This window comes from Trinickia sp. (assembly GCF_051954495.1).
GTDB lineage: Bacteria > Pseudomonadota > Gammaproteobacteria > Burkholderiales > Burkholderiaceae > Trinickia.
Window position 1 is genome coordinate 1 of the sequence record NZ_JBQCHR010000051.1, and the last position, 13,911, is coordinate 13,911.

Genomic DNA, 13,911 nt, shown 5'->3' on the forward strand with positions numbered 1-13,911 from the left:
GGCCCGGGCCGCGGTTCGGGCGCGGGCTCGCTGGTCGCGTACGCGTTGGGCGTGACCGATCTCGATCCGCTGCGCTACAACCTGCTGTTCGAACGTTTCCTGAATCCGGAGCGGGTGTCGATGCCCGACTTCGACATCGACTTCTGCCAGCACGGGCGCGACCGCGTAATCCAGTACGTGAAGGAGAAGTACGGCGCGGACGCGGTGTCGCAGATCGCCACGTTCGGCACGATGGCCGCGAAGGCCGCGGTGCGCGACATCGGCCGCGTGCTCGATCTCGGCTACAACTTTACCGATGGCGTGGCGAAGCTGATCCCTTTCAAGCCCGGCAAGCACGTGACGATTGCCGATGCGATGAAGGAAGAGCCGCTCTTGCAGGAGCGCTTCGATAACGAAGACGAAGTGCATCAGCTGCTCGAACTCGCACAGCGCGTGGAAGGCCTGACGCGCAACGTCGGCATGCACGCGGGCGGGGTGCTGATCGCACCGGGCAAGCTGACGGATTTCTGTCCGCTCTACACGCAAGGCGACGACGGCGGCGTGGTGAGCCAGTACGACAAGGACGACGTGGAAGCGGTCGGCCTCGTGAAGTTCGACTTCTTGGGCTTGACGACGCTGACGATCCTCGATTGGGCCGAGCGCTACATCCGCCGGCTCGACCCGTCCAAGGCCGATTGGTCGCTCGCGCAGGTGCCGCTCGACGATCCCGCGTCGTTCTCGATTCTGAAGAAGGCGAATACGGTTGCCGTGTTCCAGCTGGAAAGCCGCGGCATGCAAGGCATGCTCAAGGACGCGCAGCCCGACCGCTTCGAGGACATCATCGCGCTCGTGGCGCTCTATCGCCCGGGTCCGATGGATCTGATCCCGAGCTTTTGCGCGCGTAAGCACGGACGCGAGGTGGTGGAATACCCCGATCCGCGCGTCGAGCCTGTTCTGAAAGAGACCTACGGCATCATGGTCTATCAGGAGCAGGTGATGCAGATGGCGCAGATCATCGGCGGCTACTCGCTCGGCGGTGCGGACTTACTGCGCCGCGCGATGGGCAAGAAAAAGCCCGAGGAAATGGCCAAGCATCGCGAGATCTTCGCCGAAGGTGCGGCCAAGAACGGCCTGACGCGCGAGAAGTCGGACGAGATCTTCGACTTGATGGAGAAGTTCGCGGGCTACGGCTTCAACAAATCGCACGCGGCGGCCTATGCGCTGCTTGCGTACTACACGGCTTGGCTCAAGGCGCACCATCCTGCCGAATTCATGGCGGCCAACATGAGCTTGGCCATGGACGACACCGACAAGGTCAAGATCCTTTACGAGGATTGCAAGACGAACGGCATGGCCGTGCTGCCGCCCGACATCAACCGTTCCGCCTATCGCTTCGAGCCGGTGGCGGAGGCCGACGGCAAGCGCTCGCGCACGATTCGATACGGCCTCGGTGCGGTGAAGGGCAGCGGTCAGAACGCGATCGAGGAGATCTTGCGCGCGCGCGAGGAGGGGCCCTTTGCGGACCTCTTCGATTTCTGCGCGCGCATCGACCGGCGCGTGGTCAATCGGCGGACGGTCGAGGCGCTGATTCGCGCCGGCGCCTTCGATTCGATTCACGCGAACCGCGCGCAATTGATCGCTTCGGTGCCGCTCGCGATGGAAGCGGCCGACCAGGCGAGCGCGAACGCGATGCAAGCGGGCCTATTCGACATGGGCGATGCGCCCTCGCGCGGGCACGAACTCGTCGACGAGCCGGCCTGGAGCGACAAGCGCAAGCTGCAGGAAGAGAAGACCGCGCTCGGCTTCTATTTGTCGGGGCATTTGTTCGATGCCTACAAGGATGAGGTGCGACGCTTCGCGCGGATGAAGCTCGCCGATCTCAAGGAAGGGCGAGATAAGCTCGTCGCGGGCATCATCGCGTCGCTGCGAACGCAGATGACTCAGCGCGGCAAGATGCTGATCGCGCTCGTCGACGACGGTACGGGGCAGTGCGAGGTCACGGTCTTCAACGAGCAGTACGAAGCGAACAAGGCGCTGTTCAAGGAAGACGAGTTGCTCGTCGTGCAAGGGATGGCGCGCAACGATGCATTCACCGGCGGCATCCGGTTCACAGTGGATTCGGTGATGGATCTCGAGCGGGCGCGTAGCCGGTATGCGCAGGCGGTCAAGGTAAAAATGAACGGCAATGCCGACGCGGATGCGCTCAAGCGGGTGCTCGAGGCGCATTTCGCGCCGCGGGAAGCGGCCGCGGAGCCTGCGGCTCAGAACGGGTCGAATCCGAGGTCGGGCCGTGGCGAGGGCGGCAGGCCTCGGCCCGCTCCATCCCCGAGTGGGCTTGCGGTGCAGATTCACTACGCCAATGCGCGCGCGCAAGGCGAAATTCGCCTTGGCGATGGGTGGCGCGTTCGGCCGACGGATGAGCTGATCGCGGACTTGCGCGGAGCGTTCGCGGCTAGCGCGGTCGAGATCGTCTACTGACATGCTGCGCATACTGGTGGTTCGTCTCGATTTCCTCGGCGACATGGTCTGCACGACCGCATTCCTGCACGCGCTCAAGCAACGATGGCCCGAAGCCGAAATTCACGTGCTCGCGAATAAGTACAACCGGGCTGTGCTGGCGCGCAACCCGGACGTCACCACGGTCCACACGTACGTCTACAGCAAGCAATGCGAACGTAACGAGCGTCCGGGCAGGCTCATTGCCCTAATCGACCGGCTGCGGCTCATTGGCCGATTGCGCCGCCTTGCGTTCGATCTCGTGGTCGTGCCCAATGGCGGCGTGCACAAGAACAGCATTCAATTCGCCCGGCAACTGCGCGCGAAAGCATGCCGCTGGCACGACGCCCAAACGGAATTCGACGACCGCAAGCCCGAGCATGTCGCGGGCCGGCCGTTGCGTCACGAAGCGCTCTCCGGTTTTGCGTTGATGCCGGAGCTCGGGCCCGTCGAGCCGCGGGCATTGCGCCTTCGGTTGTTCCCCGACGCGGCGCTCAGGGCTAAATGGCAATCCGAACTCGGGCCGCAGCGTCACCCCCGAGTGGGATTGTTCGTATCGAACAAGGCTGAAGCACGGCGGTGGGACTCGCGCAAATGGCGGGCGCTCGCCGAGGCGCTCGAAGCGTGCGCCGACGTCTTGGTCATCCGCGATCCCAGCGATGCGGGTCTTTTCGAATCATCGATGCCCGGGAATGCGCGAGTGCTTGCACCGCCTACGGTGCCCGATCTCATCGCGGCGACGAGCGCACTCGATCTGGTGGTATCCGCGGACAGCGCGCCGGTCCACTTCGCTTCGGCGCTCGGTATTCCTGTCGTCGCGATGTTCGAGGACCGCCCGGAGAAGTACTTGCGTTGGTATCCGCTTGGCGTGCCGCACGTGCTCCTGCGTGCGGGCCCGACCGTCGACGATATCGGCGTCGAACAAGTGGCGCACGCCACGCGCTCGCTGCTCGACGAACGCGTCGCAGCCTCCTCGGCTTAGGTAAGGGACATGACGCAAAACGTTTCGCCGGCTGCCGTCAAGGCGCGTCTCGTCTTGTCGCGCCCCCCGCGCACGATACTTGTCGTGTGTACCCGCCGCATCGGCGACGTACTGCTCACGACACCGATCGTCCGATCGCTGAAGCTCCGCTGGCCGGACGCGCAGATCGACATGCTCGTGTTTCGGGGCACGGAGGGCGTGCTCGAGCACAACCCGGATCTGCGCCGTGTGATCGGGATTGCGCAACGCGCGCCGCTGCGAGAGCGCTTGCGCTTCATCGCAGGCATTTGGCGTCGCTACGACCTCGCATGCGCGGCGGTAAGCTCGGATCGGCCACGATTTTACTCGTGGTTCGCGGGGAAGAAGCGGATCGGGCTCGTCGATCCCGACCGAATCACGTTGCTCAAGCGCTTCCTGCTTGACGCCATGGCGTTGAACCACCACGAGCGCGTGCACACGGTGGAAAGCAGCGTCGAGCTCGTCAGAGCGCTAGGAATCGAGCCGGTCGCGGAAGTCGTTCCGCCGGGCATCGGCGACGATCCGACGCGCCGGGCCGCGTTCGATGCGCGCTTCGAAGCGGCTCGGGGGCAGCCGCTGGTCGTCCTGCATCCCGCGCCGATGTTCGTCTACAAACGCTGGCGCGTCGACGGTTGGGCCGAGTTGATTCGCTGGTTGCACTCGCTCGGTTTCGCGGTCGCGTTGAGTGGCGGTCCCGCGCAGGCGGAGCGTGAATACGCACAGCGAGTCGCGGCGGCGGCGGGGGAACCCGTGCTCGACTTCGTCGGCCAGCTGTCGCTAGGGGAGAGCGCCGAAATGTACCGGCGGGCGAAGCTCTTTATCGGCCCGGACACCGGTGCGACGCATATCGCGGCCGCCACGGGCACGCCGACGATCGCGCTGTTCGGCCCTTCCGATACGGTCCGGTGGGGGCCCTGGCCGAAAGGCTGGCCCGCCGGTTCGAACCCTTGGCCGCTCGTCGGCTCGGGACGTCGCGGCAACGTCTACTTACTGCAAGGTGAAGGCGCGTGCGTGCCGTGCAAACAAGAAGGCTGCGAGCGGCATGTGGAAAGCACGAGCCAGTGTCTCGAGACTTTGCCCACGAGCCGCGTGGTCGCTGCCGCGGCCGACATGCTTGGTCTGCCGGTGTCGGCGCTGCCGGCCCGGCACACGAATGACGTTGCGGCGGTCATCGATACTTCGGCGCTTGTGCGTCGCCCCGGCGGCTAGCATTCGCTCGAAGAAGGTTGGACGTTGCAGGCCGGCAGCGCGTGGGCGCGCTTACGCGCCGCGCACCGCTTTGCGCGCCGTGCTGCCGCGATAGCCGCACCCCAATATGATCCCGCTCAGCAGCACGAACATGTGGCCTTCCGCAAAGTCGATCAAGAGGGAGTTGGCCAGGCTGCCGAGGGCGAATGCGCCGAGCCAGGCGAGCACCAAGTGACGCATACGGGGCTCGAGTCTCGCGCCGTACCGGCCTATTTGCACGAGCAAATTGAGAAACAGCAAGATGCCGGGTATGCCCAGCTGCACGGCCATCAAAAGGTACTCGTTGTGCGGGTTCAACGTCATGACCCCTTCGGCGCCGGTTTCGCCTCGGGTCAGCTTTTCGAACTCCGCGCCCAGGCCGCCCGCGCCGTAGCCCGTGAACGGGCGCGCCAGGAACAGCTCGAGGCTCTTGCGGTACCACTCCAGACGCAGCCCGGCGGACGTGGCCGAGTCGTGATGGCGATACGCTTGTATTTCGCCGGCGACTTGTTCGATTCGACTGCCGTGCATCGAGCAGGCGACGACGATCAGCGCGCTCGTCGCCGCGAGCGTGGCGAACGCGTAGAGCAGGGCGTGCGGGCGCAGCTTGCCGCGGCTGCTCCATGCGACGCGCGCGGCGACGACGAACGCCAAAAGGATGACGATGATCTGCCCCGTGCGGCCTTGCAGCATGATCAGCACGTTCGCGAGCGAAAGCAGCGCGATGAGCGTGAAGACCACGCGCTTGCGATGGCTCGCCGCTGTTAGGGCGAAATCGGCCGCCTGATAAAACAGCAGCGCCCCAAACAAGCCGTTCGCGATGCGGTTCCGGAACACCAGGGCCTGCGCCGTTGGGTCCGATGCGACATACGAAGGGCCGATCGACGTGAGATGCAAGTAGTTGGTCGTCGAGAGCAACAAAATGATCGATAGCGTGACGAACAGGCTCCACCTGACGATATCGTCCCATTCCGAGTCTTCGAAAGCGACGATCGCGAACGGCAAGATCAGCAACTTGAGGTACTTGCCCATCCAAGCCCACGCCTCGTGCGTCCCAGCCGTGCTATAGGCTGTACTCGCGGCAAGCGCCGCAAGCAGGAGCAGGGCGGCCAGCGCCGCGCCATGACGCCACATGGTGGGGAGCCGGCGCCAGAATTCGGGTGCGCTCAGCAAGGCCAGCGCGAACAGGCTGCAAGCAATATTCGTCAGTGCGGTGGATACCGGCACGCAGCAAAGCGCGGCGACCGCGAAAGCGCGGGCAACCGTGAGTCGGGTGGATGGGCGTGACGCTACCGGCGCCATCGAAAGCTGTTGCAATTCAAGACCTCGTGGAAAACCAACTCATCGCGCGGGGCTCGGACGGGCCTCGCGCGCGGGCGAAAAAACAGCGGGACCGCTCGGCCCCCTTAGCTGAACGAGAACGCGCGCTTCAGGCGCGAGCGCAGCAGCGCGCGTTTCAGCCGGCCCTCGGCGGGAGGTGAAGCGAGTTCGACGCGCCCGTTTGCCGGTTCGCCGCGACGCAGATAGTAACGATCGAACGTCGATTGCGTCATACCCCATTTGTTCAGGAATTGCTTGCGACCGTCGTTCTTGACGATTTTGCCCGTGGATTTTTGCTGAAAATGGTAGACGAGGCTATCGCCCACGCCGAGAAACACGCGGCAACCGGCATCCCACAGCTTCATCGAGAAATCGTTGTCGCTGCTCATTCCGGGGGAAAGCTCGCTGCTGTAGCCGCCTACCTTGTGCCACCAGTCCCGATGCACGAGTGTGGGCGGCCACGTCGCGCCAAGCCAGTCGCTCCTCGCGAGCCGCGGCGCACAAGCGAGCAATTCGTCCTCTCGAAAGGCATCGGCATCGCGGCCCGCGTCGTGCACCACCACACAGGGGTTGCCCGTATCGACCGGCTCGATCATCGTGCCCGAGAGCAAGAATAGATCCGAAGGCATCCCTTCGATGCGCTTGGCAAGCGCTTCATCCCAGCCCGGACAGACGTACATGTCGTCGTTCATGTAGACGACGTAGTCGCGGCTCGCCCGCGCGGCCGCGAGGTTGACGGCATGGCAAATGCCGATGTTGGCGGGCGATGCCGTGTGCTCGATGCCTTGCTCTCGAACCCATTCGAGCGAACCGTCGGCGCCGTCGTTGATATGGACGATGATCTGGTGCGCGTATCGCGAATGGCGCATCAGGCTGCCGACGACGAGCTTGAGATAAGGCAGGTTGTTCCAGGTGGGAATAATGATCGAAAACATCGAATGGAGCGTGCTCGCTTCGGAAGGAGGACTGGCGCGCACGTGCGCCGGAGCGCGACGAACGAACGCGGCGATATTACCATTCGCTCGCCGGGGTCAGGATTTTTGACCGTTGCCCGCCGCCATGGCGAGCTTCAGGAATCGGTAGTAGACCGTTTCCGCATTGAACACGGCAATCATGAATCCGGTGCGTCCGTCCAAGATCCCGCCCCTCAGAAGATACGTTCGAATAAACGCCCAAAGGCCGCGCATGACCGCTTGCGCGAAGCTGCCGCGCTTGCCTGAGGCGAGGCGCGCGCGCGCGCCCGCGCTCGAGTACGCGTCCATCTTGCGCAAGACGGTTTCGAAGTCGTCGTACGAGTAATGGAGCAGGCGGCCCGTCAATTTCTCGACGCGCGCATCGAAAACTAACCTTTCATGCACCAAGTCGTCCGAGAATCGCGCGGCGCCGCGCTTGAACAGACGCGGAATCCAGTCGGGGTACCAACCGCTGTGGCGCACCCACCGTCCGCAAAAGCTGGAAACGCGATCCAGTGCGTAGACGTCCGCGCGCGGGGCCTCGATCGAAGCGCGAATAGACGCCGCGAGTTCCTGGCTGACGACTTCATCCGTGTCGATCGATAGAATCCAATCCGTCTCGAGCGCGGCGACGGCTCGATTTTTTTGCAGGCCGAAACCAGGCCAATCGGGCGCTACGATGACACGCGCTCCATGCGTCCTGGCGATGGGCACCGTGTCGTCCGTGCTGCCCCCGTCGACAACGACGATATCGTCGGCAAAGCTCAGCGCGTCGAGACATTGAGCGATTCGCTCTTGCGCATTCAAGGCGATGATCGCCACCCCGAGCGAAGGGCGTTGGGCGGCAGCGGAAGCAGTGGGCGAGGAAGTCACGGGGGGACGCGGAGCTCGTGAGTCGGCGAATGCGCCAGTATACCGATCGCGGACAGCGCGCCGACTGTTCCAGCCGGCCCAGCAGCTATAATGTGTCGCTTTTGGTCGTCATGCCGCGCGGTATGGGCTTCGGCGTTTTGAAGCGCCGGCGGAACGCATACGAGCGTTGCCGTCAGGGCAAGGCGCGCGAGCAACCTAGGGATCGCCTTGGAAAACCGAGCCACTTTGAGAAAACCGGTCGGCGGCGGGCAAACGTCGACGCCGGCCGTCATGCGCCGTTTGTGGCCTTATCTGAAACCCGTCGTCTGGGTGCTGGTGCTCGCCGTCGTGTCGATGGGCCTGTCCGCCGCCACCGATGCAGGCATTCCGGCGCTCTTGAAGCCGCTGCTCGATCACGGTTTCGGCACGAACGCGAGCACGCACGCGAAATGGTTCGTCCCGCTCGCGGTGATCGGTCTTGCGATCGTGCGCGGCGTTTCGCAATACGCGTCGCAATACCTGCTCTCGTACGTGTCTAATCGCATCTTGCTGCAGCTGCGGCTCGATATGTTCGAGCGCATGATCCATACGAGCGCGACATTCTTTCAACGGGAAACGGCGAGCACGGTCATCAACGCGATCGTGTTCGAAGTCAATCAGATCCTGGGTGTGCTGACGAGCGTGATGGTGACGCTCGTGCGCGATTCCCTGTCGGTGTTCTTCCTGCTCGGCTACTTGTTCTATTTGAATTGGCGCCTGACGCTGATCGTCGCGGTCATTTTGCCCGGCATCGGTTGGCTCGTGAGCAAGATCAATCGCCGGCTGCGCCGGCTCGGCCGCGAGCAGCAGAATCTGACGAACGAACTGTCGTACATCGTCGAGGAAACCGTTGCCGGCTACAAGGTCGTCAAGATCCATAACGGCGAAGCGTATGAAATGAATCGGTTCGCCGCGATGAGCCAGCGCTTGCGCGGCTATGCCATGCGCATGACGGTCGCGGGCGGTCTTGCGCAGCCGCTCACGCAAATTCTCGCTTCGTTCGCGCTCGCCATCGTCATCACGATCGCCGTCGTGCAATCGGCGCACAATCAAACGACGGTCGGCGGTTTCGTGGCGTTCGTCACGTCGATGCTGCTCGTGATCTCGCCGCTCAAGCATCTGATCGACGTGAACCAGCCGCTGCAACGCGGCGTGACGGCGGCCGAGTTCATTCTCGGGCTCATCGACGAGCCGCTCGAGCCGGCGGGCGGCACCCGTCGCTTGGAACACGCGCGCGGCGAAATCCATTTCGGCGAGGTGAGCTTCACCTACGGCGCGACCGATCGTCCTACGCTCGACCGCGTGTCTTTCACGGCCAATCCCGGCGAAATGATCGCGTTGGCGGGCCCTTCCGGCAGCGGCAAAACCACGCTCGTCAATCTGCTGCCGCGCTTCTTCGCGCCGACGGGCGGGCGCATCACGGTCGACGGCGTGCCGATCGAGGAATACGACCTGCACGATTTGCGCAGTCAAATTGCCATGGTCAGCCAGGATGTGGTGCTGTTCAACGACACGATCGCCGCGAACGTCGCCTACGGCGGCACGCCCGATCGAGCACGCGTGCAGGCGGCGCTCGAAGCCGCGAACCTGTGGGACACCGTGCAGGCGATGCCTGAAGGCATGGATACGCTCGTCGGCGGTAACGGCATGCGTCTGTCGGGCGGGCAGCGACAGCGGCTGGCCATTGCACGGGCTATTTATAAGGATGCGCCGATCCTTATCCTCGACGAAGCAACCTCCGCGCTCGATTCCGAATCGGAGCGTCACGTGCAGGCCGCGCTCGAGACGCTGATGAAAGGCCGCACGACGCTCGTCATCGCGCACCGGCTCTCCACGATCGAACGCGCCGACCGCATCCTCGTGATGGAAGCGGGCCGCATCGTCGAGCAAGGCAGCCACGAGGCGCTGCTGCAGCAAAACGGGCTCTACGCCCATCTTCATCGGATTCAATACCAGCAACAGGCAGCTTGAGTGTGCCGGTGACTGGCCCGGTGAAAACTGCCCCAGGCTGTTCTGGCGCACCCGCTGTGCAATCGCGATGATGGTGAGCGTTTCTTCCACCACGCGGCATGGATGCCGCTCGCGATCGCACGAGGCGAGTCATGTACGAAAAGCTGTCGCAGGATCTTCAGAACGTCGAGCTATTGCTGACACGTACGTTGCGTCATGCGGCGGGCACGCTCGCAGCGATTGATCGCCGCCCCGCCGCAGTCGTTCCACCGCCCGCTGCGTCCCTGCCGCTTCCCGAGCACGGCGCGGGCTTCGAAGGCGCTCTGAGCGAATTCGAATCGCGTTGGGCGCCGGGCTTCTCCGGCAGTGCGGGCCCGCGCTATCTGGGCTTCGTGACGGGCGGCGCGACGCCCGCGTCGATCGGCGGCGACTGGCTCACGAGCGTCTACGATCAGAATCCGACGTCCGGCATCGATAGCGCCGCACCCGATCTCGAGCGGGAAACCGTCGATCGCTTGCGGCAGTTGTTTGGCCTTTCAGCGGCGCACCAAGGGGTGTTCGTCAGCGGCGCGACCATGTCCAATTTCGTGGGGCTCGCGATCGCTCGCGAGTCGTTCGGCGAGCAGCGCGGCATCAGCGTGGCGGAGGAGGGGCTTCCGGCGCTGGGCGCCATCCACGTGCTGTCGGGGTCGCCGCATTCGAGTATCTACAAGGCATTGTCGATGCTCGGCATCGGCCGCAAGGCCGTGCGCAAAGTGGCTGTGCTCGAAGGACGCGAGGCGGTCGACGTCGCCGCGCTCGAAGCGGCGCTCGATGAGTTGCAAGGGCAGAACGTCGTCGTCGTGGCGAACGCCGGCACGGTGAACTCGGTCGACTTCGACGACTTGCAGGCTATCGCGGCGTTGAAGTCCCGTTATGCGTTTTGGCTGCACGTCGACGGTGCGTTCGGCGCGTTTGCCGCGCTTTCGCCCGACCATGCGCACCTCGTGGCAGGTCTGGACGCAGCGGATTCGATCTGTGTCGATCTGCACAAATGGCTCAACGTGCCCTACGATTCGGCCGTTCAATTCACGCGCCGGCGCGATTTGCAGGTCCGTGTCTTCCAGAATTCCGCGGCGTATCTGGGCCTTCCGGGCGAGAATCCCGATTTCGTGCATCTGACGCCGGAAAACTCCCGGAGGTTGCGCGCGCTGTCCGCCTGGTTCTCGCTCGCGGCCTACGGACGTGCGGGGCATGCCGAAATCGTCCGGCGCAATGTCCGGATGGCCGGGCGGCTCGGCGAGCGGCTCGCCGGCCACCCGCGCTTCAGGCTGCTGGCGCCGACGCGACTGAACGTCGTCTGCTTCACGCTGGCGGGCGAAGCCACCGAGGCGCGCGTGCAAGCGTACGTGCTGGCCGTGCGCGATCGCGGCGAACTGTTCATTTCTCCGACGGTGTACGCCGGAACGTGGGGCTTGCGCGCGGCGTTCTCGAATTGGCGCACGGACGAGGATGACCTCGAGCGCGCGTTCGCCTCGCTCGTGGCCGCGCTGGACTGAGTCCACCGCGGCGGCGTTTCGTCCGCCGGGCGATGGGTTGGCGCTTACACGCCCCCTGTAACCAGCGGTAGAACGCTCAGATCGGGATGCGTACCGTCGACGATGGTGCGCCCCACATGCATGCCCTCGTCGAGCGCTTCCTCCTCGGTCGCAAAACCGACGTCGCCATCGGCATGGAACGGGACGGCATGGCCCGGCAGCTTAGGATCGGCGCCCGGGTGGCAGACATAGCCGATATAGGTGTAGTCCTCGCGCGTGGGCGGCGGCGTTTCGCCGTCATGGGATCTCACGAGCGGGGCCACGTGCACTTCATAGCCTTCATAGTGGGTCATTTGCCAACGGGCGTCTTCTTCGGACACGTTATTCTCCTTGCGAGCGTCAATGCCGGTGCCTCAGCCGGTCCCAAAGGCGCGTGTTGTCCATCCTCTGAAGCCATCGGGCTTTCTGATGTTCGCGGCGATAGTGCGAGGCGACGATGATCGCCACCGCGGCAAGCAAGATCACGCCGACGACGGCGTCTCCGATCGATTGGGCCATGACGCTCTCCTTGCAAACGGTCCGTGCTAAAAAAATTCTAGGAGATTTCGTCCGGAAACACGTGAAATGCGCGGGTTTTTCGATCGGTGCGACCAAAGCGGCAGACGATGTGACCCGTATTATGAAACCGCGGCGGCGCGATGCGGGGCGAATTTGCAAGATGCATTACAGCGGGCATTACACCTTTTACGCGCTGACACAACTCGTTGTCGAACGCGGCGGTAGACTCGCGCATCTAACGGGCAACAGGAGAAGGATCATGAGGAAGTCGTTCGTTGTCCTAAGCTATGCGCTGGCGGCCGCGGCATTGGCCGGTTCATTGACCGGCTGCGTCGTCGCCCCGGCAGCGCCGGCCTATGGCTACTACGCACCCGGCTATGACTATGGGTACTACTCGCCCGGTTATTACCCCGCTTATCCGGAGTCCTCTATCGGGATCGGAATAGGATTCGGCGGTGGCGGAGGCTGGCACGGCGGGCACGGCTGGCATGGGGACCATGACTGGCACGGAGGCGGCGGCTGGCACGGCCGCCATTGATGCCGGGGCCTTACATCAGCACAATGTCGTACTGCTCTTGGCTCAAATTCGATTCGACTTGCAGCGATACGGGCTTGCCGATGAAGTCGATCAACATGGCCAAATGTTGCGACTCTTCGTCGAGAAACAAATCGATGACTTGCTGTGAAGCCACGACCCGGAACTCGCGCGGGTTGAATTGCCGCGATTCGCGCAGAATCTCGCGCAACACGTCGTAGCAGACCGTCCGTGACGTTTTGACTTGGCCTTTCCCCTCGCAAACAGGGCAGGGTTCGCACAGCACGTGCGCGAGCGATTCGCGCGTGCGCTTGCGTGTCATCTCGACGAGTCCCAGCTGTGAAAACCCGTTGACCGTCGAGCGCGTGCGATCGCGCGCGAGCGCCTTTTTGAGTTCGCCAAGCACGGCGTCGCGATGCTCGGCGTTCTCCATATCGATGAAATCGATGATGATGATGCCGCCGAGATTGCGCAAACGCAGCTGACGCGCGATGGTGTGCGCGGCCTCGAGGTTCGTCTTGAAGATCGTGTCGTCGAAGTTGCGAGCGCCGACATAGCCGCCGGTATTGACGTCGATCGTCGTCATCGCTTCCGTCTGATCGATCATCAGATAGCCGCCCGATTTCAGATCGACGCGGCGCGACAACGCGCGCTGAATTTCCGCTTCGATGTTGTACAGATCGAACAGCGGCCGCTCTCCCGTGTAGTGATGCAGTTTCGAGCTGACGGCGGGCGTGAATTCGGCGGCGAATTCGGTGAGCATTTGAAACGTTTCGCGCGAATCGACCTGGATACGCGATGTCTCGTCGGTGACGAAATCGCGCAGAACGCGCTGCGACAAGTTCAAATCTTGATAAAGCAAACTCGTAGGCGGCATGCGCTGCGCCTGCGCGACGACCGTCGCCCAAGTCTTGCGCAGGTAGGCGACGTCGCTCGCGAGTTCTTCGCTCGTCGCGTCTTCGGCGATCGTGCGCACGATGTAGCCGCCTTTCTCATCGGCCGGCAGCACGGCCGTGAGGCGAGCGCGAATCGCTTCGCGCTCGGCTTCGCTCTCGATCTTCTGCGAAATCCCGATGTGCGGCTCTTGCGGCAGGTACACGAGCGTCCGGCCCGCGATGCTGATCTGCGTCGAAAGCCGCGCGCCCTTGGTGCCGATCGGGTCTTTGATGACCTGCACGGTCAGCGTCTGCCCCTCGAACACGATCTTTTCGATGGGTTGCTGCGTCCCGGCGTGCTCGCCCGCCAAGCGCGGGTGCCAAATATCGGCAACGTGCAGGAATGCTGCGCGCTCGAGGCCGATATCGATGAACGCCGACTGCATGCCAGGCAGCACACGCACGACCTTGCCCAGATAGACGTTGCCCACGCGCCCGCGCGAGAGCGTGCGCTCGACGTGCAGTTCTTGCACGGCGCCTTGCTGGATCAGCGCGACCCGCGTTTCCTGCGGGGTGACATTGATCAGGATTTCTTCGTTCATGGTCGGCT

General features: G+C 63.7%; 12 protein-coding genes. 6 read left to right on the forward strand and 6 right to left on the reverse strand.

The window, feature by feature from the left end; all coding sequences use genetic code 11:
• The 3 genes from dnaE to ACTHNR_RS07985 all read left to right on the forward strand — a co-directional run.
• The coding region (gene dnaE, locus ACTHNR_RS07975; RefSeq protein ID WP_440547034.1) for a DNA polymerase III subunit alpha at positions 1-2,457 on the forward strand (2,457 nt) is incomplete at its 5' end.
• 1 nt (position 2,458) lies between these two features.
• Positions 2,459-3,457 (forward strand): glycosyltransferase family 9 protein, encoded by a 999-nt coding sequence (locus ACTHNR_RS07980; protein ID WP_440547035.1) that lies wholly within the window; start codon positions 2,459-2,461, stop codon positions 3,455-3,457.
• A gap of 9 nt (positions 3,458-3,466) precedes the next feature.
• Complete coding sequence (locus ACTHNR_RS07985) at positions 3,467-4,684, forward strand: glycosyltransferase family 9 protein (RefSeq protein WP_440547036.1); 1,218 nt, start codon at positions 3,467-3,469, stop codon at positions 4,682-4,684.
• 51 nt (positions 4,685-4,735) lie between these two features.
• On the opposite strand, the gene ACTHNR_RS07990 is transcribed toward ACTHNR_RS07985, so the two are convergent.
• From ACTHNR_RS07990 to ACTHNR_RS08000, 3 genes are all read right to left on the reverse strand, one after another.
• Complete coding sequence (locus ACTHNR_RS07990) at positions 4,736-6,004, reverse strand: O-antigen ligase family protein (protein ID WP_440547073.1); 1,269 nt, start codon at positions 6,002-6,004, stop codon at positions 4,736-4,738.
• A gap of 104 nt (positions 6,005-6,108) precedes the next feature.
• Entirely contained in the window at positions 6,109-6,957 is an 849-nt protein-coding gene (locus tag ACTHNR_RS07995; RefSeq protein ID WP_440547037.1) for a glycosyltransferase family 2 protein, read from the reverse strand.
• A gap of 96 nt (positions 6,958-7,053) precedes the next feature.
• Positions 7,054-7,848, reverse strand: coding sequence for a glycosyltransferase family 2 protein (locus ACTHNR_RS08000; protein WP_440547038.1), 795 nt, complete (start codon positions 7,846-7,848; stop codon positions 7,054-7,056).
• 207 nt (positions 7,849-8,055) lie between these two features.
• On the opposite strand from ACTHNR_RS08000, the gene msbA reads away from it, so the two are divergent.
• Positions 8,056-9,837: a lipid A export permease/ATP-binding protein MsbA gene (msbA, locus tag ACTHNR_RS08005; RefSeq protein WP_440547039.1), complete on the forward strand. Its 1,782-nt coding sequence runs from the start codon at positions 8,056-8,058 to the stop codon at positions 9,835-9,837.
• Between the two features lie 131 nt (positions 9,838-9,968).
• Positions 9,969-11,354, forward strand: coding sequence for a pyridoxal phosphate-dependent decarboxylase family protein (locus ACTHNR_RS08010; RefSeq protein WP_440547040.1), 1,386 nt, complete (start codon positions 9,969-9,971; stop codon positions 11,352-11,354).
• A gap of 44 nt (positions 11,355-11,398) precedes the next feature.
• On the opposite strand, the gene ACTHNR_RS08015 is transcribed toward ACTHNR_RS08010, so the two are convergent.
• Entirely contained in the window at positions 11,399-11,713 is a 315-nt protein-coding gene (locus ACTHNR_RS08015) for a hypothetical protein (protein ID WP_440547041.1), read from the reverse strand.
• Positions 11,714-11,732: 19 nt separating this feature from the next.
• Positions 11,733-11,891: a hypothetical protein gene (locus ACTHNR_RS08020; RefSeq protein ID WP_440547042.1), complete on the reverse strand. Its 159-nt coding sequence runs from the start codon at positions 11,889-11,891 to the stop codon at positions 11,733-11,735.
• Positions 11,892-12,150: 259 nt separating this feature from the next.
• Here ACTHNR_RS08020 and ACTHNR_RS08025 point away from each other — a divergent pair, with 259 nt between their 5' ends.
• Entirely contained in the window at positions 12,151-12,429 is a 279-nt protein-coding gene (locus tag ACTHNR_RS08025; protein ID WP_440547043.1) for a hypothetical protein, read from the forward strand.
• A 10-nt stretch (positions 12,430-12,439) separates the two neighbouring features.
• On the opposite strand, the gene rng is transcribed toward ACTHNR_RS08025, so the two are convergent.
• Positions 12,440-13,903: a ribonuclease G gene (rng, locus tag ACTHNR_RS08030; RefSeq protein ID WP_440547044.1), complete on the reverse strand. Its 1,464-nt coding sequence runs from the start codon at positions 13,901-13,903 to the stop codon at positions 12,440-12,442.
• Between the last annotated feature and the right edge of the window lie 8 nt (positions 13,904-13,911).